Genomic DNA, 25786 nt, shown 5'->3' with positions numbered 1-25786 from the left:
CTGTTAAACAAAAGATAGCAAATTGATTATGGAAAAAATTTATTTAACAATGGCACTTTCACCTTTAATTGGAGCGATTATTGCAGGCTTCTTTGGGCGCATTTTAGGTCGAAATGTAACACATACCATTACGATTTTAGGGGTGTTAGTTTCTACTGTGCTTGCGTTAATGGTATTTGATTATCATGTATTGGAGAAAGGTGCGGTTTTTAATCAAAATCTCTATACTTGGATGCAAATTGGTGGGCTTAACATTAGTGTTGGCTTCTTGGTAGATAATCTAACTTCTGTGATGTTGGTCGTGGTGTCATTTGTATCCCTAATGGTGCATATCTACACCATTGGATATATGAGTCATGACAAGGATTACACCAAGTTTTTTAGTTATATCTCGCTATTTACTTTCTCAATGTTTATGTTGGTGATGAGTAACAATTTTATGCAGTTGTTCTTCGGTTGGGAGGCAGTGGGTTTAGTTTCCTATCTACTCATTGGTTTTTGGCACCATAAAGAAAGTGCGATTGAAGCCAATCTCAAAGCCTTTTTGGTTAATCGTGTGGGTGATTTTGGTTTCTTATTGGGTATTGGTTTGGTGTTGGCGTTTAGTGGTTCACTTGATTACGCAGAGGTATTTGCCAGTCTTGATAACACGCTCAATCAAACACTTTGGGGTACAGATTTAATCACCGTCATTTGCTTGCTGTTATTTGTGGGCGCCATGGGAAAATCAGCACAAGTGCCCCTCCATGTTTGGCTACCAGGTTCAATGGAAGGTCCAACGCCGATTTCAGCACTGATTCACGCAGCAACGATGGTGACGGCAGGTATCTTTATGGTGTCGCGCATGTCGCCAATGTTTGAGATGAGTGATGTGGCACTTACGGTAGTCATGATAGTGGGTGCAATCACAGCTTTATTTATGGGCCTGCTTGGTATCGTGCAAAATGATATTAAAAAAGTGGTGGCATATTCAACCCTATCGCAGTTGGGTTATATGACAGTTGCTTTGGGTGTGAGTGCTTATTCAGTGGCAATTTTTCACTTGATGACACACGCATTCTTTAAGGCGTTATTATTCTTAGGGGCAGGATCGGTGATTGTTGCTATGCATCACGAGCAAGATATTCGTAAGATGGGTGGTTTAAAAAAAACCATGCCAATTACTTACTGGACGGCTTTGATTGGCACATTAGCACTCATTGGTTTCCCAGGGTTTGCTGGCTTTTATTCAAAAGATATGATTATTGAAGCCGTGCATTTTTCCAGCTTGCCGTATGCCGACTGGGTTTATTATGCTGTTGTTGTCGGTGTATTTATTACCGCATTTTACTCATTTAGAATGTTTTTCTTGGTATTCCACGGTGAGTCGCGTGTTAAGCACGAAACTGCCAAACATCTACATGAGTCGCCATTATCAATTACCTTTCCGTTGATAATGTTGGCAATTCCTTCGGCTATTATTGGTTACTTCACCATTGAGCCAATGTTATTTAAGGGTTGGTTAGATGAGGCTATTACCGTTACATCAAGTCATGTGTCTATGGTTGAGCTAAAACAACAATTCCACGGTGCATTAGGCATGATTTTTCACGCCCTACAAACGCTACCATTTTGGATGATGGTTGGCGGTATCGTGGCTGCTTGGGTATTCTCACTTTATAAAACGCAGTGGGCTATTTGGGTGCGCTCAACTTTTAAGCGCACTAACTATGTATTGGAATCACTCTATGGTTTTGATCGTTTCAATGAGATTGTTTTTGTTGGTGGTGTTAAAAAGTTGGGAAATTTTTTATGGAAAGTATCTGACTCTACAATAATTGACTTAATGATAGTTAATGGTAGCGCTAGATTCGTTGGCTTTGTTAGTTCTGTGATTCGTCCAATTCAAACAGGCTATGTTTATCATTATGCTTTCTTTATGATTTTTAGTTTATTAATTATTTTAACTTGGGCGCTATTTATGGGCGACCAACCATTACTTGAGATTTGAGGTCTTTATATCATTATGCAAAATATGCTACTTAGTTTATTAATTTGGTTGCCAATTTTAGGTGGTGGGCTGGTTATTTTGTTGGGTAACGAGCGAGCGACTATGGCTCGTTGGATGAGTTTAGCTATTGCTATTTTAGTGTTTGTCATGTCACTTAGTCTATGGACGGGCTTTGATTCATCAACACACCTGATGCAATTTGTTGAAAAGAGCGCTTGGATTACACAATTTAATATTAATTATCATATAGGCGTTGATGGTATTTCTATGCCGTTGATTATTTTAACAACTTTCTCAACTGTTTTAGTGATTGGGGCAGGTTGGGAAGTCATTCAAAAACGACCGGCACATTATATGGCAGCTTTCTTGATGATGGAAGGCTTGATTATTGGCGTATTTTCAGCACTTGACGGGATTTTGTTCTACACTTTCTGGGAAGCATCATTGATTCCAATGCTACTTATTGTGGGTATTTGGGGGGGTGATAATCGTATTTATGCAGCGATTAAGTTCTTCCTATATACTTTTTTAGGTTCGGTGTTTATGCTGATATCGCTTATTTATATGTATAACAAAAGTGGCTCATTCTCAATTCTAGCGTGGCATGATCTTAGTTTAACAGCAACAGAACAGGCGTGGATTTTCTGGGCATTCTTTGTGGCATTTGCGGTTAAAGTACCGATGTTTCCTGTGCATACTTGGTTGCCTGATGCACATGTGCAAGCCCCAACGGGTGGCTCTGTCATACTAGCAGCGATTATGTTGAAAATGGGTGGTTATGGTTTCTTCCGTTTTTCGCTACCAATTACGCCTGATGCCTCTTTACAATTCTCAGATGTGGTGATTGTCTTATCCCTTATTGCAGTGGTTTATATTGGTTTTGTTGCCTTGGTGCAAAGAGATATGAAAAAACTAATCGCTTATTCTTCAATCTCACATATGGGTTTTGTAACGCTGGGCGTATTTGCTTTGTTCTTAGCTTACGACCCACAGGCGCCAGAAGGCGCCTTCCTTGGTTTAGAGGGTGCAATGGTGCAAATGATTTCACATGGCTTTATCTCAGCTGCGATGTTCTTAGTGGTTGGTGTCTTGTATGACCGCTTGCATTCAAGAGAAATTTCAACCTATGGTGGCGTGATTAACTCTATGCCGAAGTTTACGGGTTTTGCGGTGTTATTTGCAATGGCAAATGCAGGACTGCCAGGCACCTCAGGTTTTGTGGGTGAATTTATGGTGATTTTGGGTGCTGTGCAAGCAAACATTTGGTATGCGGTATTGGCCACCACCACGCTAATTGTGGGCGCAGCTTATACATTATGGATGGTTAAGCGCGTATTTTGGGGTGCTATTACCAATCCAGCGGTAGAAACACTTGACGATATTAATGGTCGTGAATTCTCTATCTTAGCAATATTAGCGCTTGCTGTGCTAGTGATAGGATTATATCCACAGCCAATGATTGAAGTCATGCACACTTCAATTGAGCATCTGCTTAATCAAGCATTAACGTCTAAATTGTAAGAGGAGTTTTAATAATGATAAATACTTTCCAATTTGACACCGCTGCATTAATGATAGCCTTGCCAGAAATATTTTTATTAAGTGCCATTGTTGTGGTCTTGTTATTAGACTTATTTTTAACTAAACCCTTCAAGCAAGTAACTTACTACTTAATGCAGCTAAGTTTGCTAATTACAGGTATATTGTCGTTTAATCTTATCGGACAGCCAGAGACAATCATTTTTGGGCATTCATTTGTCTTGGACGACTTGGCATCAGTATTCAAAGTCTTTATGATGGCAGCAGCGATGGTAACAATGGTTTATTCGCGTCATTATTTACTGCAACATGCTTTATTGAAGGGCGAGTATTTTGTTTTGGTTATGTTGTCAATACTGGGCATGATGGTCATGGTTTCAGGTTACAGTTTGCTAACTTTGTATCTGGGTTTAGAAATTCTATCCTTATCGCTTTACACACTCATCGCTATTGCACGCAACAGAGCCAGTGCGATTGAAGCGGCGCTTAAATACTTTGTCTTGGGTGCGATTGCCTCGGGTTTATTGCTGTATGGTATGAGTATGGTTTACGGTATCAGTGGCAGTCTTAATATTGCTGAGATTGCCACCTTTGCCAATAGCGCAGAATTAGTTTCAAGAGAAGTACTGGTGCTTAATTTTGGCTTGGTATTTTTAGTCATTGGTATTGCCTTTAAACTGGGCGCAGTGCCATTCCATATGTGGGTGCCAGATGTCTATCAGGGTTCACCCACTTCAGTCACACTATTTATTTCAACGGTACCAAAGATTGCCGCAGTTGCAATGCTGGTGCGCTTATTGGTTGATGGACTAGGCGCGATGCAGCCTTATTGGTCAGATTTATTTATGGTGCTGGCGATTTTATCTATTGCCATTGGCTCTATCGTGGCATTGATGCAAACCAATATTAAACGCCTATTGGCATACTCAACCATCTCTCATGTTGGTTTTGTTTTATTAGGTTTTTCTACCGGTGTGATCAGTGGCTATGGCGCCGCCGTATTTTATATTTTGGCTTATGTGTTAATGAGTTTGGCGGCATTTGGTGTGATCATTTTGCTTAACAAAAAAGGCTTTGAAGCCGATTTGATTAGCGACTACAAAGGACTGAGTAAGCACTCACCTTGGTTCGCTCTAATGATGCTAATTGTTATGTTATCAATGGCAGGTATGCCACCATTTATCGGTTTTTATGCAAAATTACTCATCTTGCAACAAGTGATATCTAGCGGTATGATTACGGTAGCAATCATTGCCGTTGTATTTGCTGTTATTAGCGCTTATTACTACTTGCAAATTATTAAATCCATGTATTTTGAAGACAGTGATAAAGAAATAACAGTAAACGCACCAATGGACATGAAGTTGGTTTTATCCATTAATGGCGTATTAATCTTAGTGGTTGGATTGTTCCCAGATTTCTGGATGAAGTTAGCCTTATCTTTGTTTTAGCTTGAATTAATTTAAGGCTTGATTAATAGTTAAGTTAAATATTACTATTTTTCATAATAAAAGAAAATCTTGGAAAAAATTGTAACTTGAGACCTTTGCATAAATAGGAACAATCATCAAAAACCCACTTTTCACCCACTTGGCGATTTTTTAAACCCAGCCTTAGCCCTGCTAGGACAAGGTTTAAAGAAATCACCCATTGGGTAAAAATTGGATTTTGCTAATCATCCCTATTTATGCAAAGGTCTCAACTTAATTATGAGTAAACTGATAATTTACGGCGATATTCATGGATGCTATGATGAGTTTGTGCGATTGCGACAAAAAATAAATCCAGAAAAAAGGGATATAGAGGTTTGTGTGGGTGATATTATCACTCGTGGAAAAGGCTCCATTAAAACACTTAGATATCTACAAAGCAATAATATTAAACCTGTTTTGGGTAATCATGAAGACAAACTTATTCGTTATCTAGATCATCAGAAAAAAGACAAAAATAACCCAATCATTTTAGATAAAGATGAGAAAGATATTATTGAAAATCTGAATAGTGATGACATTGAATTTTTACAAAATATGCCATTATTTATGCAGTTTGGCAAAATCATCAAACCTTGAATAATATTTCTAAAAAAACACAAGCTAAAATTCTTAGATTGCGTTATTTAGATGAAAAATATAATTTTGTGAGTTACGGTAAAGAAGATGGCAAGTCAGTTTTTTGGGCAGATGTTTATGATGGTAACCAAGGTTTTATTGTGTATGGGCATCAAATGTTTGACGAGGTAAAAGCAAGCAAATATGCACTAGGTGTTGATACAGGCTGTGTTTATGGAAATAAATTAAGTGCAGCGATTTTTACCGATACTCAGAATCAAGAATTTGCTATAGTTCAAACGAATTCTCTTACTGGTTATTAAGTTCAATGCCAATTTTATTTATTCGTTTCCAGGCATGCCCATACACCACTTCATAAGTGGCAGGGAGCTTGCCATCTTGGCGGTAAGATTCATACATCTTAATCATTGATTGGAACTTGCCCTTGCCTGTGAGTGATTTAGAGCGGGTGCTGACAGTTTGTGCGCCGATGGCTTTTAAGTCTCTTAATAAATCTGTGACGCTTTGGTAGGTTAAGGTTAAGGTTTCCATTTCCATGACGGGTGATTGAAAGCCACTTTGCAGTAGTTGGTCGCCGATGTCGTGCATATCAGTAAAGGTATTAACATGGGTTTCGTTATCAACCACTGCCCAACTTTTTTTCAACTCTTTAAGCGTATTAGGGCCAAAGGTAGAAAATAGTATTAGCCCCTCATTTTTAAGCACACGATGACATTCTGAAAACAGTTGATCAAGGTCGTTACACCATTGCATCATTAAATTGGAAACAATAACATCAACACTATTGTCAGCTAAAGGTAGGTGGTTGGCATCGGCGCATAATTTGCATGCTGATGGATTGTTTTTAAGTGATTTTTGCGCAAAATCTAAGCAGATAATTGTTGAATCTGGAAAGCGTTGCAATAAAGATTGGGACAATAAACCCGTGCCTGCGCCCAAATCCAAAACAACATCAGCATGACTAGAGATGACTTCTAATTTTGCATCAAGGCGAGTGGCAATTTCCTTTTGTAAAAATGCATATTCATCATATTGGGATGATGCTTTATTGAATGCCGACCTTATTTCAGACACTTTTCAAACGCATTGGCAATATTTTGCATTAAGGCAAGATATTGTGAGGCACCTTGAGTTTGTTTAAAGCCAATAATATCAATGCTTTCATGTTTCATATTAAAGTTTTCAATAATATTGCTAACTCTTTTTGGTGTAATTTCTATGGTTGATACTAAGCATTGAGCGTTTTTAGAGCGGATGATTTTTCTGGCAGTTAAGATATTTTTGACGCTTGGTTTTTGTTCGTGATTATTCACCACGATGGCAAGAGTGTTAAGTTGATTTGTTTGTATAAAATTCTTAAAAGCATTTGAGTAAGTAACCATAGGGGTGTTTTGATAAGGCAGAAGTTGCTTTTTAATCTGTGTTTTGAGTGTGTCTAATTTTTTATTGAATACTGATAAGTTTGACCGATAGATTAAACGGTTGTCAGTATCAATTGCAATTAACTTGTTTGTTAATCTTGTTGAAAATTTTTGTATCGCATCAATATTTAGCCAAATATGATAATCTTTATGAGCACCATGATATCGATGCTCCTCATGTGCTTTATGTTCTTCATGATGTCTGTGTTCCTTGTGTTCCTTGTGTTCCTTGTGTTTCTCGTTGAGTGGTTGAGTTGATTTTTCAACAACATATAGCTTACGCTGAGTATCGATATTATCAAGTGCTTTAGCAATCCCCTCCTCAATACTTGGGTGTACAGAAATAAGTAAATCTGCTTGACTCACCAAAGACATTTGCGAGGGTTTAAGATGAAAATTATGTGGTGATTGGTTGTCTTTTATCAGTAACTTTGGTGTCGTAATACCTTGGGTGATGTTGCTAACAATTGAGTGGATAGGTTTAATGCTAACAACAATATTAGGTGTTGCCACTACATTGGCACTAACGAAAAAAAAGATTAAAACGATGCGTAACATGATGATACTATTTTAATAAAAGACAAGCATTATACTATTTTTGGCAAGTAAATATTGCGCGCAAGGGTGCTGGCAAACCTTCAACAGTTAAATCATCATTATTAGGGTCTAAAAAATCTTTGATGGATTGTGTGTTATCGCCAATCCAATGTGTAGAGCGTTGCTCTTGTGGGGTCGTTTTTGTTGTATCTAGTAGTTTAATGTTTTTAAATCCAACTTTTTTTAACCAAGTATGGATTGTATCCGTTGATGGTAGACACCAAACATTGCGCATTCTGGCATAACGGTCTTTGGGAATAATTTGTTTGCCATGCTTTTTGTCAATAATCAAAGTTTCTAAGATCAGTTCTCCCTCATCTATTAGTAGAGTTTTGAGTTGTTGTAGATGCAATAAAGGGTCTTTTTGATGATACAAAACCCCCATTGAAAACACGGTGTCAAATACGGCTTCTTTTGGCATTTGTTCTAGTTTGAGTGGTAGAACAAACGCACTTGGTGGATTGTTAATGAGTGTGTGAATGGACATAAACTGATAGTTAAACAGTAAAAATGGCTCAATACCTAATGCTATTTGTGCACCCGATAGTGCCATTAAATAAGTAAAATAACCATTGCCAGAGCCGACATCTAAGACAGTTTTCCCCTTGAGTGGTTGAATATGATTTTTCAATCTATCCCATTTCATATCACCACGCCATTCGCTATCTAGTTTTAGGCCTCCTATTTGATAAGGACCTTTACGCCATGGAGTTAGTTTTTTTAAAGACTGTTGTGTGAGTTTAGTATCGCTGTTTAATATCTCAATATTTAAATAAGGGGGTTGATAATTAACCCTGCCTTTGTTGTGTGTCTTAAGTTCATCAATAGCGCTTTCCCATTTGGCTATATTGCCATTATTAACAGTCATAGCTTGTTTTGATGTATCAAGCAATTCATCACATATAGAGGATAATTTTGATTGTGCACATTTTTTTATAAAATTATTAATCATAGAAGGTTGTAGTGATATATAATATAACGCTTAAGATAGTATTTTAATCAATTAGGAGAAAGAAAAATGATGAAAAAACTTTTAATGTCAATCGGGGTGTTAGCTTTATCAGCAAGTGTTATTGCGGGTGGCGATGACCGTGATAGAGGTCCAGTAGAATCATTAGATGCAATAGCATCACCTACTCAAACTACTGGTAATCAAGCTACTAGTAATCAAGAGCAAAAACTCTCAGTAGGCGGTAAAACTGTATCTGTTCGTGCACACATTGCTTGTCAAGATAAGATTGGTTTATCTGAGAGTAATATTGCTATCTTTAAAAAGGCGAAATCTGGCGGTTATTTATATAACACAGGTCCTGTTGAATCATTTGGTACAGTATTCTCTCCTAAGAGATGGGATGCATACCTTGCTTGTGTAGATGCACATGGTGGTTAATATCTAATTAACACAGACACAATAAAAAAGCCCGCATTAGCGGGCTTTTTTTTATTGATTATTGAAAGTTTAAATTTCAAGTAGTGAATTTTCTTTTTCATCTAACTTTTCGTCAATTGATTTAATAAATTCATCAGTGAGTTTTTGAATGTTTTCTTCTGCTTTGTGTGCTTCGTCTGCTGAAACTTCTTTATCTTTTAGCAATTCTTTAAAGTCAGAATTGGCATCACGACGAATATTGCGAACAGCAACTTTTGCCTGTTCGGCTTCGTCTTTAACTATTCGTACTAATTCGCGTCTGCGCTCTTCAGTGAGTGGAGGTAGAGGAATGCGCATAACTTGACCAAGGGTTTGAGGATTAAGCCCAAGATCTGAGGTCATAATGGCTTTTTCAACCACAGCAACCATCTCTTTTTCCCAGGGGGATACTTTAAGTGTGCGAGAATCTTCTGCACTGATATTAGCGACTTGTGAAATCGGTACCATTGAGCCATAATAATCAACCTGAATTTGCTCAAGCAGGGACGGGTGTGCACGACCTGCTCTAATTTTACTAAAATCATTTTCTAATGATGCAAGGCTTTTTGTCATGCGGGCTTTAGCATCTTGTTGTATTTCGTTTAACATATTGTTACTCTCCTTTAAAGGTGGACAATGGTACCAGAAGGTTTGCCATCTAAAATATCAGATAATGTGTTAGTATTTTCAAGCATACTAAAAACACAGATATCTAAGCTGTGTTCTCGACACAAGGCAAATGCTGCCGTGTCCATAATTTGCAGGTTTTTTTCAATCGCTTCATCAAAACTGAGTGTTTTATAGCGTGTTGCTTTAGGGTTTTTCATGGGGTCGTGCGTATAGACGCCATCAACTTTAGTCGCCTTAAAGACAATATCTGCTTCAATCTCAATGGCACGCAATACTGCGCCTGTGTCAGTGGTAAAGCATGGAGAGCCTGTACCTGCTGAGAAAATCACCACTTTCCCCATGCTGAGTGCTTGCTTTGCTTTATTGTGATCAACAGGGTCACAAACACCACCACCAATTGGAAAACCCGACATGACTAGCGCATCAATATTTGCACGCTTACAAGCATCGCCAATTGCCAAAGCATTAATCACTGTGGCCAACATGCCCATGTGGTCGCCAGTCACACGATTCATGCCTGCTTGCGCAAGGGCAGCACCTCTAAAAATATTACCACCACCGACAACAATACCCACTTCAACTTTTTGCTTAAGTACAGACTTAATAATATCTACGACTTGGCTCAGTGTATTTGGGTCAACTGTGTTGCCGTCTTTAGCCAGTGCTTCACCACTGAGTTTTAATAAAATGCGTTTATATTTATTCATAGTGTGAGTATTTTTATGCCGATAATATCAAATTAATGATGATTTTACCGTGTGTGAGCGTTATAATTAACCCTTTGTCCGATATAAAATTTTATGGAAAAAATCAGCATACAAGGTGCTAGAGTTCACAACTTAAAAAATATTGATATTGATATCCCTAGGAACAAACTTGTCGTGATTACGGGTTTATCTGGTTCGGGTAAATCATCATTAGCATTTGACACGATTTATGCCGAAGGACAGCGTCGTTATGTTGAGTCTTTATCTGCCTATGCACGACAGTTTTTATCGTTAATGGAAAAACCTGATGTGGATCATATTGAGGGTTTGTCGCCAGCAATTTCAATTGAGCAAAAAGCCACTTCGCACAATCCGCGTTCAACGGTAGGCACGATTACAGAAATTTATGATTATTTAAGACTGTTGTTTGCGCGTGTTGGTGTGCCAAAATGTCCTACACATAAGATTGATTTGGTGTCGCAAACCGTTTCACAAATGGTGGATAGTATTTTAACCTTGCCAGAAAGTGAAAAAATTATGATACTTGCCCCTGTGGTGCAAAACCGTAAGGGCAGTCATACAAAAATGTTAGACGAGCTTTCTAATCAAGGATTTTTACGTGCCAGAGTGGATGGCAAAGTGATTTATTTGGATGAGTTGGATGAGTTGAATGGTAAAACACGCCATACCATTGAGATTGTTGTTGACCGTCTTAAGGTGAGAAAAGAGGCATCCTTGCGTTTGTCTGAGTCGTTAGAAACTGCGTTAAATCTTAGTGCCGGATTAGTACGCATTGCTTCAATGGATGAAGCGTCCAAACAAGAAGAATTGGTATTTTCAGCTAAGTTTTCTTGTGTGGAATGCGGTTATTCTTTAACTGAACTTGAGCCCAGATTATTTTCATTTAATAATCCTGTTGGCGCTTGTCAAAGTTGTGATGGTTTGGGTGTTCAAGATGTTTTTGATGAAAACAAAGTTGTCAGCAATCCTGAAGCAAGTTTGGCTAATGGTGCAATTTATGGTTGGGGCCGCTCGAATGCTTATTTTTATCAAATCTTAACTTTGGTTGGGCAATATTATGGTTTTAGTGTGGATACACCCTATCAAGCATTAAGCGCTGAGCATAAAAAAATTGTGTTGTATGGCAGTGGCAAAGATACGATTGATTTTTCAAAAATTAAAGGGCGCAACGGCTGGTCGAATAAGCCAAAGCCATTTGAAGGCGTGATACCTAGAATGATGCACCGTTATGAAGAGAGTGAAATTCGCAGTGTGCGTGAAGAATTGTCGCGTTATGTGGTGAGCAAAAACTGCAAAAGTTGTGACGGTAGCCGACTGAACGAATCTGCTAGAAATGTGTTTATTACTGATTATAATTTATCAAATATCACCAAACTTTCGATTGCCAATAGTTACAAATTTTTTAAGGATTTAAAATTGGAAGGTGTGCGCGGTGAGATTGCACAAAAGATTCTTAGAGAAATTATTCAGCGTTTAGAGTTTTTGTTAAATGTTGGTTTAGAATACTTAAGTTTGGAGCGTCGTTCTGGCACACTATCAGGCGGCGAAGCACAGCGTATTCGCTTAGCAAGTCAAATTGGCGCAGGTTTAATGGGCGTGTTGTATGTATTGGATGAGCCGTCCATTGGTTTGCACCAGCGAGACAATCAAAAACTACTCAACACTTTGATTTACTTGCGAGATATTGGCAATACTGTGATTGTAGTTGAGCATGACGAAGATGCCATCAAACAAGCGGATTTTGTTATTGATATTGGTCCTGGTGCAGGTGTGCATGGTGGTGAAATTATTGCTGTTGGCACCCCGCAGCAAATCGCTGATAACCCTCAATCAATTACCGGTGATTATATCAGTGGTCGTCAAAGTATTGCCGTGCCGAAAAAACGCAAAAAAGCCACTCAGTGGTTGCGTATCAAAGGTGCGACGGGTAATAATTTAAACAAAGTTGATTTATCTATTCCTGTGGGTGTGTTGACTTGTGTTACGGGTGTTTCTGGTTCTGGAAAATCCACCTTGATTAATGACACGCTCTATTCATTGGTTGCTAGAGATTTAAATCGCTCTCAAGTTGTTCCAGCACCTTATGAGTCAATCAAGGGCTTGAATCATTTTGATAAAGTGGTCAACATTGACCAGAGCCCTATTGGGCGTACACCACGTTCAAACCCAGCCACTTATACGGGCGTGTTTTCGCTCATTCGTGATTTGTTTGCACAGACATTGGAATCACGCTCTCGTGGTTATAAGGCGGGGCGATTTAGTTTCAATGTTAAAGGGGGTCGTTGTGAGGCGTGTAAAGGTGATGGTTTGATTAAAGTGGAAATGCATTTTTTGGCTGATATTTATGTCTCTTGTGATGTTTGTGATGGGCGCCGTTACAATCGCGAAACGCTTGAGGTTTTTTATAAAGGTAAGACCATTGCACAAGTGTTGGCTATGACGGTTGAAGCAGCCGTTGAGTTTTTTGAGGCAATTCCAAAAATTAAACAAAAATTACAAACTTTAATGGATGTGGGCTTGTCATATATTACCTTAGGTCAAAATGCTACTACCTTGTCGGGCGGTGAGGCGCAGCGTATTAAACTTGCCAAAGAATTGTCAAAATTAGACACAGGCAACACCTTGTATATTCTTGATGAACCTACCACAGGTTTGCATTTTCACGATATTAAGCAATTATTATCGGTGATTAATCGCTTGCGTGAGCGTGAAAACACTATTGTGATTATTGAGCATAATTTAGATGTGATTAAAACGGCTGATTGGATTGTGGATTTAGGTCCTGAAGGCGGCGATAAGGGTGGTGATATTATTGCTGTTGGTACACCTGAAGAAATAGCACAAGTTAAAAAGTCTTATACAGGGCAATATTTACAGCCATTACTAGAGCCATAATAGATAAAGCGATGGTTTAATTAAATTCAAGCGTGTCAAGTTTGTAAGTAAATTTATTTCTATGCACCAAGACTGGCAAATAATACTTGTCTTTGGCAAAAAAAGCCGTCAAGTTTCTTTCTTTACTAATGACTTTAATTAAGTTATTATCGCCACTTGGCAGCTGCTGGTAATATTGTTTTTCTGGGGCGTTGCCATCATGTACCAACAACTCGAAATCTTTCTTTTTTGGATTGTTCTCTAATTCATGAGTAATCGCAAGCAGCCGATTCAGTGAATCCACTTGTCGACCTGTTGGACGAATATTAAAGTCTTTTTTTATCTTGTCACCGTCGCGCTCAAAGTTTCGATAGTGTTTTGAGCGTAACCCAAATTTATCAATAATAAAAGTAGATTTTGCGCGTATTTCATAATTTTTAATAAGGCTTGCTAGACCTGTAGTTTCAGCATGGGCGGTGTAGTAATACACATTTTTTTCTTTGTGTAATGTGCGTACTTCTTTGCCAATTTTAAAGTCTGATGCTGATAAGGTGTAGGTCGCTATGTGCGGCTTAAGCGCCAACACCGAAGAAGAAAACAATAAGAGCAATAAAAACCTCATTTTTGTAAAACCTTTTTAAGGGCTTCAGGGTAGAGAATATGTTCTTGTTTTAATACTTTTTTTGCCAAAGTGTCTGCATTATCACTCGGGTCAATCACCACTGATTTTTGTAGTATTACTGTGCCTGAATCCAATTCATTGGTCACAAAATGTACACTAGCACCAGCTTCAGAATCACCAGCGTCAATAGCACGCTGGTGTGTATTAAGTCCCTTGTATTTTGGCAAAAGTGCAGGATGAATGTTAAGAATTTTGTTAGTATTTGCAGAAAATGCATCAATAAAATCAGTGGATAAAATACGCATAAAACCTGCCAAAATAATTAGCTCTGGATTAAGAGTATTAATGTATCTGATTAAGGCACGGTCAAAGTCTTCACGCGACGCAAAGTGCGTATGCTCAATAACTTTGGTGGAAATACCTGCATTTTTTGCCCGCTGCAGACCAAAAGCATCGGCTTTATTGCTAATCACAGACTGGATATTGACGCCGATATTATCGGCATTATCAATAATAGATTGTAGATTTGAGCCTGAGCCCGAAATCAAGACAACAATATTAGATAATGACTTGTGCGCCGTCATTTTTAACGATTTCACCAATCAACCAAGCCTTTTCGCCTTGTGCCTCTAGGTGTTTAATAACATCAATACTTTCATCACTACTTACCACCAACACCATGCCTACGCCACAATTGAATACGCGATACATCTCTGTTAGTTTAATATTGCCATTAGCTTGTAAGAATTGGAAAATTTCAGGCATCTGCCATGAGTTTTTGTCTAATTTTGCCGCTAAGTTCTCAGGCAAGACTCTCGGGATATTTTCTAACAAACCTCCACCAGTAATATGTGAGATGGCATGTACTGAGTATTTTTTAAGTAAAGACAAAACAGATTTAACATAAATTTTGGTTGGTTCTATCAATTGTTGTAGTTGATGCTCAGTGGGTTCAGTGCGCTCTAGCACTTTGCGAATGAGTGAGTAACCGTTGGAGTGTGGACCTGATGAACCAAGTGCGATAATATGGTCACCATTTGTAACTTTTGTGCCATCAATCACATCTTCTTTTTCAGCAATGCCAACACAAAAACCTGCCAAATCGTAATCTTCACCGCTGTACATACCAGGCATTTCAGCAGTTTCACCGCCAATCAACGCACAGCCTGATTGCTTGCAGCCCTCGCCAATACCTGAGATAACAGAAACTGCAATCTCAGTATTGAGTTTGCCAGTGGCGTAATAATCTAAAAAGAATAAAGGCTCTGCACCTTGTACGATTAAATCATTCACACACATTGCCACCAAATCAATGCCGATGGTGTCGTGTTTATTCAACATCTCAGCAACTTTAAGTTTTGTGCCAACGCCATCGGTACCAGAAATTAAAACAGGGTTTTTGTATTGGTTGGTTGGCAACTCAAACATTGCACCAAAACCACCCAACCCGGCTAACACACCTTCTCTAGTGGTGGATTTTGCGATGGGTTTGATTTGTTCGATTAAATCATTACCTTTGTTGATATCAACGCCAGCGTCTTGGTAAGTCAATGATGACATAGAATTTTTTTTCCGTATAATTTAGTTATTTTTCACGCAGATAAATGAACCTTTCTTCCCTACCAAACGCACTGTCAATTTTACGCATCATTTTAACAGTACCCGTGGTTTTAACTTTGTTAAATGAAGATTTTTTTTTGGCAATGATGCTGTTTTTTATTGCTGGCATTACTGATGCTTTGGATGGTTGGGTTGCGAAGCGTTATTCGTGTCAAACTAGGCTTGGTTCCATTCTTGATCCCGTTGCCGATAAATTATTATTGGTCAGTAGTTTTATTGCGCTAAGTATTATTGGCTTGTTACCCTTGTGGTTGTTATTGTTGATTTTCTTGAGAGATTTAATGATTGTTTCAGGCACAGTTGGCAGTTTTATGGGTAATGGAGAATCTGACAATCACTTATTAATGCCGTCAAAGTTATCAAAAATCAATACTGCCTTACAAATTGCATTGGTGCTATTTTTAGTGACAACAAAACTCTATCCAATCTTGTCTGAGTGGAGCACAGTTTTCTTTATTACTATTGCCACCTCTACTGTTCTGAGTGGTATTGACTATATTTGGATTTGGTTTGAAAAAGCCATCTCTCAAGAGAAGCAAAAGCAAAAATGAAACAACTTGGACTGCCTGTACTATTGAATGCAAAAATGCGACTGCATAATTTTATCGGTGATAAAAATGCTCAAATTTTAACTTTTATTGACACACTATTTGCCGACAGTCATGCTAATGTTGTTATGGTGTCAGGTGACAAATCCAGTGGCAAAACTCATCTTTTGCAAGGCTGCACTTTTGCGGCAATGGACAAACAATTGAATGCTGTTTATATTGATCTTAAAGAAGAATGTCCCGCAGGTCTTATTGCTCAGTTGTCTGAAGTTGATTGGGTGTGTATTGATAATATCGAAGATGCAAGCGACACGCAACAACAAGAATTGTTTGATTTGTATAACCAAATCAAACATACGCAAACTAAACTCATTATCAGCGCACAAAATTTACCAAGCGCATTAGACTTATTAAAAGATTTAACAACCAGATTGTCTTTGGCTGTTAATTTCACCCTTGAAAATTTAAGCGATGAACAAAAAACAACCATTCTGCAAAACAAAATGGCGGATAAAAATATTCATATTAATGATAAAATATATGCGTATTTGTTCAAACATTATTCAAGGGACTTAAGAGAACTATTCAGTGCTATTGAACAATTAGACGAGGCATCATTGCAGAAAAAAACAGGTATTACCATCCCACTAATCAAGCAAGTGTTATAGAATATTGGCGCATAAAATGAATCAAATTAATATTCAGTATTACAAAACAAAAATAGGAAAACTGATATTGGGTTCTTTTGATGACAAACTTTGTATTCTTGATTTTGAATATAGAAAGATGAGAAAAATTGTTGATAGCAGGATTAAGAAAAATCTGCAAGCTGAATTTGTAGAACAAGATACTCAAGTTTTAAGGGAAACAAGAAAACAACTTGATGAATATTTTAATGGATACAGAAAGGCATTTGATATTCCATTACTAATGGCGGGAACCGATTTTCAAAAAAGTGTTTGGAATGCACTCATAGAAGTTCCTTATGGCGAGACATCAACATATTTGCAATTGGCAAAAGATATCGGGGGAGAAAAATCTGTTCGAGCAGTTGCTAGTGCAAATGGTGCAAATGCCATTGTTTTAATTATTCCTTGTCATCGTATTATTGGAAGTGATGGGGGTTTGATTGGTTATGGTGGAGGATTACCCGTCAAGAAGCGTTTATTAAAATTAGAGCAAAGTATTTTATAGATTTGGGTTTTGTATCACTAATTTAGCGTCTTCTAAACTTGAATTTAGCAATCTTTGGCATCAGTTGAGAGAATGGGATTTTTTCAAAATCACCCACTTCCTTTTTAACTGCATCAACCAATATCGTAATATTATCAATTGTATCAACAGATGAGTGGCTAATAATTTCTTGCAAGGCAAGTAAACCACCCATTTTAATTTTTGATTGCTGCCCCACTGATAAATTGGATTGATGATGAGATTTTAAGACAAAATCGCTATTGTCTCTTAGGTGATGGTATAGAGATTGGCAGTTATTTGAAGCGTTTTCATTCAAACAAGTGCCAAATTCTTTCTCAGCCACACAGTCTTTTGCAGAAAATTCACAGCCGCAACGACCGCTTAGAATTAAATGTGAAAAAGGGCAAGTATAGTGCTTGTTTGGCATAAAAAGTATTTTACACATTATAATACTCACTTTGAGTTTAGCACCAAAGCATTAATGAATTATTTACCAATTTTTATTGATATTACGCAAAAGCCCTGTTTGGTTGTGGGTGGCGGTGATATTGCCTATCGTAAGATTAACCTATTGTTAAAGGCAAATGCACAAGTGATTTGTGTTGCACAAGCGTGTTGTGAGGGTATTACGCAGTTAGCAAAAAACAACAAAATCACAGTGATTGAAAAAGCCTTTGAGTCAAGTGATATTAAATCGCAAATGCTTATTGTTTCTGCCACTAATGATAGAGCACTAAACGCACAAGTATCAGATTTAGCAAAAGATGCGAACATTCCTGTGAATGTGGTGGATTCTCCTGATCTGTGTACTTTTATTATGCCCTCTATTGTAGATAGAAGTCCGATTGTGATTGCTATTTCATCGGCAGGGAAAGCGCCTGTATTGGCACGCTTGATTCGTGCAAAACTAGAAAGCACCATTCCAAATGCCTATGGTAGGCTAGCAGAATTGGCAGGCAGCTTTAGAGAGCAAGTCAAAGCCAAATTTAATAATATCGAAGATAGGCGTTATTTTTGGGAAAAAGCCTTTTCAGGTGTGGTTGCAGAAAAAGTTTTCTCAGGAAAAGTTGACGAAGCCAAACTAGATTTGCAAACGCAACTTGATGAGAGTAGCGATAGTGAAATGGGCGAAGTTTATTTGGTTGGCGGGGGTCCAGGTGACCCAGATTTATTGACTTTCAAAGCATTACGACTAATGCAACAAGCCGATGTGATTTTGTACGACCGTTTGGTCTCAGATGAAGTTATGGAATTGGTTAGACGCGATGCAGAGCTGATTTATGTCGGCAAAGAGCGTGACAACCACAGCGTTCCACAAGATGGCATTAATCAATTATTGGTGGATTTAGCCAAGCAAGGTAGACGCGTTTGTCGCCTCAAAGGCGGTGACCCATTTATTTTTGGGCGTGGCGGAGAAGAAATCGAAACTTTGGCTGAGAATGGTGTGCCATTCCAAGTGGTACCAGGGATTACCGCCGCCTCTGGTTGCTCCACTTATTCAGGTATTCCACTCACGCATCGTGATTATTCACAATCTTGTCGCTTTGTGACAGGGCATCTAAAGGACGGCAGCATGAACTTGCCCTGGAGCGAGTTGGCGGTTGAACAACAAACCATCGTTTTCTATATGGCACTTAAAGGTGCCCCGCATCTTTCAGAACAATTACAAACACATGGTATGCGCGGTGATATGCCGGTCGCCTTAGTGGAAAAAGGCACCACGCCTGAGCACAAAGTACATACCACTACCTTGACAAAACTTCCTGATTTAGTGGCAAATGAAACCATTCATGCACCAACACTTATTATCGTTGGCGAAGTGGTTAAACTCAGAGAAAAGCTAAACTGGTTTGATGCTTAAGCACCCTAAAAAGACCTTGGTCTTTAACTGTCCTTAAGTCCAGTTGTTTTAAGGATTATTGCTGCTGGACAAAATCCAGTAAATGCGGATTGAAATAAGTTAAAGCCAACAAAGAAGCTCAACCACAACCAGTTCGGTTCGCTGAAACTCATACCGCTAAGTAAGAGTGAACCCATAATAAAAACGCCTGCCATTACTGATACTGTATTATTTATTGTCATTAATCTTATCCTTTTTTTGTCGTTATTAAAGTTTTCATTCTAACATATACAAAAAATTCTATTTGGGTATAATGCTCCTTTCCAAGCGGGAGTGGTGGAATTGGTAGACACGCTGGATTTAGGTTCCAGTGCTGTAAGGCGTGAGAGTTCGAGTCTCTCCTTCCGCACCATTTTTTGACAAAAACCCAGTTACGATTTATTCGTAACTGGGTTTTTTTCTGCCTTGTTGTATTACACTGAGACCTTTGCATAAATATGAATAATCATCAAAACGCCATTTTTCACCAAGAGACCTTTGTATAAATAGGAACAATCATCAGAAACCCACTTTTCACCCACTTGGCGATTTTTTAAACCCAGCCTTAGCCCTGCTAGGACAAGGTTTAAAGAAATCACCAATTGGGCAAAAATTGGATTTTTCTAATCATCCCTATTTATGCAAAGGTCTCTATGACTATATTTCATAAAATCACCAAGTCGGCAAAACTTGTCATTTTGCTAATCACCCCTATTTATGCAAAAGTCTCACACTAATTATCATTTATTTTATTGGCGTTATAACCTTTTAGATGGATGTGCAATTGGGTAAAATTCTCATTCATGAACATCATTATTCTACATACCCAAGATTTAGTGATTGCCAACAAAATGGCGGATGCTGTTGGTGTTCGGTTTGAGTCTCAAGCATCGCATTTTCGTTTTTCAACCGATAAAGAAATTGATATCGCACCCCTGCGCGAGGCATTGGATGTGGATATTAATTACTTGCCTGCATTTGATTTTTCTAAGGCAGGGTTGTTTGTCAGTGATATGGATTCAACCTTGATTAATATTGAGTGCATTGATGAAATTGCAGATTTTGCCAATCTTAAAGCACAAGTGGCTGTGATTACTGAGCGGGCAATGCAAGGGGAATTGGATTTTAGCGCCTCTTTAATTGAACGAGTGGCTTTATTGCAGGGCTTGAATGTGGAGGTGTTAGATCGAGTTTATGCTGAGCGATTGAAGGTTAATAAGGGCGGCAAAGCATTAATTCAATTTTTAAAAACGCAACAAATAAAAACCGCTGTGGTGTCAGGTGGATTTAGCTATTTTACCCAACGATTAGCACAAGATATTGGGTTGGATTATAACCGTGCGAATACATTGGTAATTGAGGATAATCAATTAACGGGCAAGGTTAAGGGTGATATTGTTAACGCAACTGCCAAGGCTGAGTTTGTTGTTGAATTGTGTGCAAAGCACCAAGTGTCACCGCACCAAGCAATTGTAATAGGAGATGGGGCAAACGATTTGGAAATGATGGCAGTGGCAGGTTTATCGGTGGCTTATTACGCTAAACCTGCAGTGCTTGAATATGCAGATATCGTGATTAATTATGGTGGCTTAGATATAATGGTAGACTTTTTCAATAAGTCATTATAATCATGTTGCCTGAAATTGGACATTTTGCGTTAATCTTAGCCCTGATTGCTGCTGTGCTACAGGTGGCGTTACCCAGTATGGGTTTATGGCGGGGGAATGTTGCTTTAACACAACTTTCTAAACCCTTGTTGTGGATGCAATTTTTTTGGATTTTAGTGTCATTTGCATTGTTAATGAATGCTTTTTTGGTGGATGATTTTTCAGTGAAATATGTGGCCAGCAATTCCAATACTCAATTGCCTGATATTTTTAAGATATCTGCTGTTTGGGGTGCGCACGAAGGTTCTTTGTTGTTATGGGCGTTGGTATTATCAGTTTGGAGTGTGGCAGTCTCTATTTTTTCCAAGCGCCTACCATCAGAGGTGCTCAATCATATTCTGATTATATTAGGGCTGATTAGTATTGGCTTTTTATTGTTTTTATTGCTCACTTCTAATCCATTTGAGCGTTTGGATATTGTGCCAATACAGGGGCGTGAACTCAATCCATTGTTACAAGATTTCGGACTTATTATCCATCCGCCAATGTTGTATATGGGCTATGTGGGTATGTCAATACCGTTTGCTTTTGTGTTGTCATCGCTTATCCGTGGACAACTAGATTCTACTTGGTTAAGATGGTCGCGTCCATGGACATTGGTGGCGTGGGCATTTTTAACTTTTGGTATTGTATTAGGTTCTTGGTGGGCTTATTATGAGCTTGGTTGGGGCGGTTGGTGGTTTTGGGATCCCGTAGAAAATGCTTCATTCATGCCGTGGTTAGTGGCGACTGCGTTAGTGCACTCACTCAGTGTGAGTGAAAAGCGGAGTGCATTCAAGCATTGGACAGTGTTACTTGCTATTTCGGGCTTCTCTTTGAGTTTGTTAGGTACTTTTTTAGTGCGCTCAGGTATTTTGACTTCAGTGCATTCTTTCGCTTCTGACCCAGCGCGTGGTTTCTTTATCTTGGTATTTTTAATGCTTGTGGTTGGCGGCTCGTTGAGTTTGTATGCGTGGCGTGCTAATTTAATGTGTAGTAACAACAGTTTTGAGCCGTTATCCAGAGAGAGCGGACTGTTGACTAATAATATTTTATTGGTGGCAGCGACATTGGTCGTTTTTTCAGGAACACTGTATCCGCTTTTATTAGATTCATTGGGTTGGGGTAAAATTTCAGTGGGTGCGCCTTATTTTGATGTAATGTTTACTGCTGTTATGATACCTGCTGTGTTGGTAATGGCACTTGCTGGATTTTTGCGCTGGAAAAAAGACAAGTTAGATAGGGTGGTGGATATAACTATCCATACGGCATTTGTTGCATCAACGATAACACTGATTACTTATTTTGCAATAGACAATATTTATGTGGTATTGGCAACATTTTTATCTTCATGGGTGATATTGCATTCGTTATTACTATTGGCACAAAGGTTGCGTCAAAGAGGCAATCCAGGCACGGCATTTTTAGGGATGGTAGTAGCGCACATTGGCATTGCTGTGTTTTTATTTGGTGCTACTGTGACAACACAATATGGCGTAGAAAAAGACATTAAGATGTCGTTAAATGAAACCGTTGAGATTAAAGGTTACGCCTTTACCTTTAAAGGTGTTTCAGCACTTCAGGGTGCGAACTACACAGGCAACAAAGGGGTGATTGATGTGGCATATCAAGGCGCAAAAATTGCCACTTTAAAACCTGAAAAACGCCAATATGTGACAGGTATGCCAATGACTGAAGCAGCGATTGACCCATCACTATTCCGCGACCTTTATATCGCCTTAGGAGAGTCTTTGGGTGAGGGGGCTTGGAGTTTGAGATTGTATTATAAACCATTGATTAGGTGGATTTGGTTGGGCGGTTTGTTGATTATGTTAGGCGCATTATTGGCAGCATTTGATAGGCGTTATCGCCTTAAATATAAGGTAAAGTCATGATGTATTTGTGGTTTATCTTGATGTTGGTGATTTCAGCGTTGTGGTTGAGTTGGTTTTTGTATCGTCCTTTAAAAACCAGTGCATTCAATTTAGAGAAATCTAATATTGCATTAGGTAGACAAAAGCAGACGGAATTAGAACAAGACTTGCAAAATAATTTGATTGATGAGCAAGTATTTGAGCAAGCAAAAGATGAAATCGTGCAAACTTTAAGTGTTGAGATAGAGCAAACGCATGGTACCACTGCCACTGATGACACCCAACAGAGTGTTTCAATAGGGTTAATTATGCTGATTGTGGCGTTTTTGTTTGGGGCTTCTTTGCTTGTTTACCAGTCACTTACTTCATATACAACAGTAACAGAAGTAAGAGTCCAAAGTGAAAAAGTGCCAACTTTGGCACAGAGTATTGCTAGAATAAAACAGCGCGTAGAGGAAAAACCTGATGATGTAAAAGCGTGGAGGATGTTGGGTTTGGCGTTGTTTGAATCCGGTGAAGTTAAGCCCTCTTTAAAGGCTTATGAGCGCGCTTATCAATTGGATCCAAAAAATGTTGGGATGTTGGTTGAATACGCCTCAACTTTGGCAGTTTCTCAAAACAATCAATTTACAGGTCGTGTTTCTAGTTTGGTGCGTGAGGCATTGGAAATTAATGCAAATTCATCAGACGCTTTGTATCTAGCAGGTTGGGTAGCGCTCAATGCGCAGCAACTTGATTTAGCACAAAAACTTTGGCAAAAAGCGCTATCATTATTAGCTGAGAATCAACCAGAAAGAGGGACTTTACAGCGTATGTTGAACGAATTAGCACAAATACAAAATAAAGACGCTCAACCAGCACAACAACATCAAGTAACGCTCAATATCACATTATCTGAGCGTTTGCATCAGGCAGAGTTCCAAAATCATTATTTAATGATTTATGTTAAAGCTGCGCGTGGCAGACCGATGCCGATTGCTATTCAAAAAATCCAATTAAAAGATTTTACTGGTGTTGTTACTTTAACCGATGAAAATTCTGTTATGCCCACTAAAAAATTATCCCAATCCTCAAAAGTGCTTGCTGTCGTGCGTCTTAGTAAGTCAGGTTCGGCAATGCGACAAGCGAGCGACATTGAAGCGGTTAGTCAGATTATTGATGTGAGAGACAATCCAACGGTAGAATTAAAGTTGTGACAAGCAACACGCTACAATTAGCCAAAGATTTAATGGCCATTGATTCACTAACCCCAAATGACAAAGGTTGTCAAATATTGATGACCGATAGGCTAAAAAAAATCGGTTTTGAAGTTGATAACTTAAAATTCGGTGAAGTGGATAATTTTTGGGCAAAACGAGGCAATCATTCCCCTACATTTGTCTTTGCTGGTCATACCGATGTTGTTCCAGTGGGCGATAACTGGAAAACTAAACCCTTTCAGCCAGAAGTCATTGATGGGCTGTTATATGGTCGTGGTGCAGCAGATATGAAAGGTTCGCTAGCGGCAATGGTAACTGCGACTGAGCAGTTTGTTGCAGATTTTCCAAAGCACAAAGGTTGTATTGGTTTTCTAATTACCTCCGATGAGGAAGGCCCTGCGACTCATGGCACGCTTAAGGTGTGTGAATATCTAAAAGCACAAAACGAAACGATAGATTATTGTTTGGTAGGCGAGCCATCATCAAGCAAGCATTTAGGTGATGTGATTAAAAATGGCCGCCGTGGTTCATTGAATGGCAGATTGACTTTGATTGGCAAACAAGGGCATATTGCTTATCCACATTTGGCGAATAATCCCATCCATTTGGCAATGCCAGTACTTGAGGCTTTGTGTAATGAGTTGTGGGACAAGGGCAATGAGTATTTTCCAGCAACCAGTTTTCAAATATCTAATATCAATTCAGGCACAGGCGTGACTAATGTTATTCCTGGCACGGTGGAAGTTGTGTTTAATTTTCGGTATTCAACGCAGTCTACGCATGAAGATTTACAACAAAGAGTTTTGGCAATTCTAGATCAGTATAATTTTGAATACAAAATTAATTGGGAGCATTCAGGTTATCCATTTTTAACGCCAAAAGGTAATTTGGTCAATGCTTGTGTAGAGGCAATCAAAATTGTTAAAGGGCTTGATAGTGAACTGTCCACCTCAGGTGGTACTTCTGATGGGCGGTTTATTGCACCAATATTAGCGGCGCAAGTGGTGGAGCTTGGCCCGTTAAATGCCACTATTCATCAGGTTGATGAATGTGTGAGTGTGCAAGATTTAGAGGATTTAAGTGTTATTTATTATCAAATCCTTAAAAATATTCTTCTTTAGTAATAATGCGCTTTGATGTCATTACGCTATTTCCTGAAATGTTTGGTGCGATTACAGATGAAGGCGTGATTGCCCGCGGGATCAAAAAATCGCTATTATCTGTTAATACTTGGCAATTACGAAATTTTAGCAACAATAAGCACCGCAACATTGATGATGCGCCTTATGGCGGTGGTGCGGGTATGGTGATGCAAGTTAAGCCTATTCGTGATTGCATGAGTAAAATCAAACAAGAAAATCCAAATACAACGGTTATTTATCTCTCACCACAAGGGGAAAAGTTAGACAATAAATTGGTGGTTGAATTATCCAAACTTGAAGCACTCACCTTGTTATGTGGGCGTTATGAAGGTATAGATGAGCGTATTATTGAAAATGATGTTGATAGAGAAGTCTCTATTGGCGATTATGTCATTAGTGGCGGTGAATTAGCTGCAATGGTGCTCATTGACACCGTTAGTCGACAAATTTCAGGGGTGTTGGGTAATCAAGATTCTTTGAATGATTCGTTCGCTGATGGTTTGTTAGATTATCCGCACTACACGCGCCCAGAAGCTATCGATGGGCAAAGTGTACCCAAGGTTCTATTGAGTGGACATCAGGCAAAGATTGATGCTTGGCGCACAGAAAAAGCAGAGCAAAATACCCATAAAAAACGCCCTGATTTACTAAAAAAATAGTCAATATTTTTTGTATAGAGACTTTTGCATAAGTAGGGATGATTAGCAAAATGACAAGTTTTGCCGACTTGGTGATTTTATGAAATATAGTCATAGCAAAGCTATGGCTGTGTTTCATAAAATTGTCAAGTTGGTGAAAAATGGCGT

General features: G+C 38.7%; 27 protein-coding genes and 1 tRNA gene. 18 read left to right on the top strand and 10 right to left on the bottom strand.

Annotated features, from left to right (window positions below):
* Positions 1-28 precede the first annotated feature (28 nt).
* The 5 genes from nuoL (at position 29) to BBROOKSOX_RS03385 (ending at position 5900) form a co-directional block, all read left to right on the top strand.
* Entirely contained in the window at positions 29-1990 is a 1962-nt protein-coding gene (gene nuoL, locus BBROOKSOX_RS03405) for an NADH-quinone oxidoreductase subunit L (RefSeq protein WP_139659766.1), read from the top strand.
* A 15-nt stretch (positions 1991-2005) separates the two neighbouring features.
* The gene (locus BBROOKSOX_RS03400; RefSeq protein WP_139659765.1) at positions 2006-3511 is read left to right on the top strand and encodes an NADH-quinone oxidoreductase subunit M; all 1506 of its coding nucleotides are present in this window, start codon (positions 2006-2008) and stop codon (positions 3509-3511) included.
* A gap of 14 nt (positions 3512-3525) precedes the next feature.
* A complete protein-coding gene (gene nuoN / locus BBROOKSOX_RS03395) occupies positions 3526-4980 on the top strand; it encodes an NADH-quinone oxidoreductase subunit NuoN (protein ID WP_139659764.1) in 1455 nt (484 codons plus the stop codon).
* 258 nt (positions 4981-5238) lie between these two features.
* On the top strand, positions 5239-5598 hold the full coding sequence (locus BBROOKSOX_RS03390; RefSeq protein WP_139659763.1) for a metallophosphoesterase: 360 nt from the start codon (positions 5239-5241) through the stop codon (positions 5596-5598).
* Positions 5595-5900 carry a hypothetical protein gene (locus BBROOKSOX_RS03385; protein ID WP_139659762.1) on the top strand — a complete coding sequence of 102 codons (306 nt, stop codon included), beginning with the start codon at positions 5595-5597 and terminating at the stop codon, positions 5898-5900. Before BBROOKSOX_RS03390 ends, BBROOKSOX_RS03385 begins: the two co-directional genes overlap by 4 nt.
* On the opposite strand, the gene bioC is transcribed toward BBROOKSOX_RS03385, so the two are convergent.
* From bioC to cmoB, 3 genes are read right to left on the bottom strand one after another with little or no spacing between them, the layout of a single operon-like run.
* The gene (gene bioC / locus BBROOKSOX_RS03380; protein WP_139659761.1) at positions 5887-6672 is read right to left on the bottom strand and encodes a malonyl-ACP O-methyltransferase BioC; all 786 of its coding nucleotides are present in this window, start codon (positions 6670-6672) and stop codon (positions 5887-5889) included. The genes BBROOKSOX_RS03385 and bioC overlap by 14 nt on opposite strands.
* Positions 6660-7577 carry a metal ABC transporter solute-binding protein, Zn/Mn family gene (locus BBROOKSOX_RS03375; RefSeq protein ID WP_139659760.1) on the bottom strand — a complete coding sequence of 306 codons (918 nt, stop codon included), beginning with the start codon at positions 7575-7577 and terminating at the stop codon, positions 6660-6662. The genes bioC and BBROOKSOX_RS03375 overlap by 13 nt, the downstream gene beginning before the upstream one ends.
* Positions 7578-7611: 34 nt before the next feature.
* Positions 7612-8568, bottom strand: a complete 957-nt coding sequence (gene cmoB / locus BBROOKSOX_RS03370; RefSeq protein ID WP_139659759.1) for a tRNA 5-methoxyuridine(34)/uridine 5-oxyacetic acid(34) synthase CmoB — start codon at positions 8566-8568, stop codon at positions 7612-7614.
* Positions 8569-8634: 66 nt separating this feature from the next.
* Between cmoB and BBROOKSOX_RS03365 the strand changes: the two genes are divergently transcribed.
* Complete coding sequence (locus BBROOKSOX_RS03365) at positions 8635-9006, top strand: hypothetical protein (protein WP_139659758.1); 372 nt, start codon at positions 8635-8637, stop codon at positions 9004-9006.
* Between the two features lie 69 nt (positions 9007-9075).
* On the opposite strand, the gene frr is transcribed toward BBROOKSOX_RS03365, so the two are convergent.
* Positions 9076-9633, bottom strand: coding sequence for a ribosome recycling factor (gene frr / locus BBROOKSOX_RS03360; RefSeq protein WP_010646078.1), 558 nt, complete (start codon positions 9631-9633; stop codon positions 9076-9078).
* Between the two features lie 14 nt (positions 9634-9647).
* Complete coding sequence (gene pyrH, locus BBROOKSOX_RS03355) at positions 9648-10361, bottom strand: UMP kinase (RefSeq protein WP_139659757.1); 714 nt, start codon at positions 10359-10361, stop codon at positions 9648-9650.
* A 93-nt stretch (positions 10362-10454) separates the two neighbouring features.
* Here pyrH and uvrA point away from each other — a divergent pair, with 93 nt between their 5' ends.
* The gene (gene uvrA / locus BBROOKSOX_RS03350) at positions 10455-13277 is read left to right on the top strand and encodes an excinuclease ABC subunit UvrA (protein ID WP_139659756.1); all 2823 of its coding nucleotides are present in this window, start codon (positions 10455-10457) and stop codon (positions 13275-13277) included.
* A gap of 16 nt (positions 13278-13293) precedes the next feature.
* Here uvrA and BBROOKSOX_RS03345 read toward each other — a convergent pair whose 3' ends face one another.
* Genes BBROOKSOX_RS03345 through purM form a run of 3 tightly spaced genes read right to left on the bottom strand, consistent with a single transcriptional unit; the run spans position 13294 to position 15438 of the window.
* The gene (locus BBROOKSOX_RS03345) at positions 13294-13878 is read right to left on the bottom strand and encodes a hypothetical protein (RefSeq protein WP_139659755.1); all 585 of its coding nucleotides are present in this window, start codon (positions 13876-13878) and stop codon (positions 13294-13296) included.
* The gene (gene purN / locus BBROOKSOX_RS03340; RefSeq protein ID WP_139659767.1) at positions 13875-14462 is read right to left on the bottom strand and encodes a phosphoribosylglycinamide formyltransferase; all 588 of its coding nucleotides are present in this window, start codon (positions 14460-14462) and stop codon (positions 13875-13877) included. Before purN ends, BBROOKSOX_RS03345 begins: the two co-directional genes overlap by 4 nt.
* The gene (gene purM / locus BBROOKSOX_RS03335) at positions 14437-15438 is read right to left on the bottom strand and encodes a phosphoribosylformylglycinamidine cyclo-ligase (protein WP_139659754.1); all 1002 of its coding nucleotides are present in this window, start codon (positions 15436-15438) and stop codon (positions 14437-14439) included. Before purM ends, purN begins: the two co-directional genes overlap by 26 nt.
* 44 nt (positions 15439-15482) lie before the next feature.
* Between purM and BBROOKSOX_RS03330 the strand changes: the two genes are divergently transcribed.
* Genes BBROOKSOX_RS03330 through BBROOKSOX_RS03320 form a run of 3 tightly spaced genes read left to right on the top strand, consistent with a single transcriptional unit; the run spans position 15483 to position 17240 of the window.
* Positions 15483-16049, top strand: coding sequence for a CDP-alcohol phosphatidyltransferase family protein (locus tag BBROOKSOX_RS03330; RefSeq protein ID WP_010646067.1), 567 nt, complete (start codon positions 15483-15485; stop codon positions 16047-16049).
* Complete coding sequence (gene hda, locus BBROOKSOX_RS03325; RefSeq protein ID WP_139659753.1) at positions 16046-16714, top strand: DnaA regulatory inactivator Hda; 669 nt, start codon at positions 16046-16048, stop codon at positions 16712-16714. Before BBROOKSOX_RS03330 ends, hda begins: the two co-directional genes overlap by 4 nt.
* Before the next feature lie 16 nt (positions 16715-16730).
* Positions 16731-17240 carry a methylated-DNA--[protein]-cysteine S-methyltransferase gene (locus BBROOKSOX_RS03320; RefSeq protein ID WP_139659752.1) on the top strand — a complete coding sequence of 170 codons (510 nt, stop codon included), beginning with the start codon at positions 16731-16733 and terminating at the stop codon, positions 17238-17240.
* A 22-nt stretch (positions 17241-17262) separates the two neighbouring features.
* Here the strand turns inward: BBROOKSOX_RS03320 and BBROOKSOX_RS03315 are convergent, their stop codons facing one another.
* Entirely contained in the window at positions 17263-17685 is a 423-nt protein-coding gene (locus BBROOKSOX_RS03315; protein WP_257607749.1) for a hypothetical protein, read from the bottom strand.
* A gap of 36 nt (positions 17686-17721) precedes the next feature.
* On the opposite strand from BBROOKSOX_RS03315, the gene cysG reads away from it, so the two are divergent.
* Positions 17722-19101: a siroheme synthase CysG gene (gene cysG / locus BBROOKSOX_RS03310; protein ID WP_139659750.1), complete on the top strand. Its 1380-nt coding sequence runs from the start codon at positions 17722-17724 to the stop codon at positions 19099-19101.
* Between the two features lie 23 nt (positions 19102-19124).
* On the opposite strand, the gene BBROOKSOX_RS03305 is transcribed toward cysG, so the two are convergent.
* Complete coding sequence (locus BBROOKSOX_RS03305) at positions 19125-19322, bottom strand: YgaP family membrane protein (protein ID WP_010646057.1); 198 nt, start codon at positions 19320-19322, stop codon at positions 19125-19127.
* Between the two features lie 85 nt (positions 19323-19407).
* On the opposite strand from BBROOKSOX_RS03305, the gene BBROOKSOX_RS03300 reads away from it, so the two are divergent.
* From BBROOKSOX_RS03300 to trmD, 7 genes are all read left to right on the top strand, one after another.
* Positions 19408-19492: transfer RNA gene (locus BBROOKSOX_RS03300), tRNA-Leu, on the top strand.
* A gap of 229 nt (positions 19493-19721) precedes the next feature.
* Positions 19722-19856 carry a hypothetical protein gene (locus BBROOKSOX_RS12045; protein ID WP_257607748.1) on the top strand — a complete coding sequence of 45 codons (135 nt, stop codon included), beginning with the start codon at positions 19722-19724 and terminating at the stop codon, positions 19854-19856.
* A gap of 66 nt (positions 19857-19922) precedes the next feature.
* Positions 19923-20747 carry a phosphoserine phosphatase SerB gene (gene serB, locus BBROOKSOX_RS03295; protein WP_139659749.1) on the top strand — a complete coding sequence of 275 codons (825 nt, stop codon included), beginning with the start codon at positions 19923-19925 and terminating at the stop codon, positions 20745-20747.
* Positions 20748-20749: 2 nt separating this feature from the next.
* Positions 20750-22660, top strand: coding sequence for a heme lyase CcmF/NrfE family subunit (locus BBROOKSOX_RS03290; RefSeq protein ID WP_010646053.1), 1911 nt, complete (start codon positions 20750-20752; stop codon positions 22658-22660).
* Complete coding sequence (gene ccmI, locus BBROOKSOX_RS03285) at positions 22657-23835, top strand: c-type cytochrome biogenesis protein CcmI (RefSeq protein ID WP_139659748.1); 1179 nt, start codon at positions 22657-22659, stop codon at positions 23833-23835. The genes BBROOKSOX_RS03290 and ccmI overlap by 4 nt, the downstream gene beginning before the upstream one ends.
* On the top strand, positions 23832-24959 hold the full coding sequence (gene dapE / locus BBROOKSOX_RS03280) for a succinyl-diaminopimelate desuccinylase (RefSeq protein WP_139659747.1): 1128 nt from the start codon (positions 23832-23834) through the stop codon (positions 24957-24959). The genes ccmI and dapE overlap by 4 nt, the downstream gene beginning before the upstream one ends.
* 5 nt (positions 24960-24964) lie before the next feature.
* A complete protein-coding gene (gene trmD / locus BBROOKSOX_RS03275) occupies positions 24965-25639 on the top strand; it encodes a tRNA (guanosine(37)-N1)-methyltransferase TrmD (protein WP_139659746.1) in 675 nt (224 codons plus the stop codon).
* Positions 25640-25786: the final 147 nt, after the last annotated feature.

This window comes from bacterium endosymbiont of Bathymodiolus sp. 5 South (genome assembly GCF_900128535.1).
Lineage (GTDB): Bacteria > Pseudomonadota > Gammaproteobacteria > PS1 > Pseudothioglobaceae > Thiodubiliella.
Note: the sequence above shows the minus strand (reverse complement) of the source record. Positions and strands in the feature narration are given on the sequence as shown.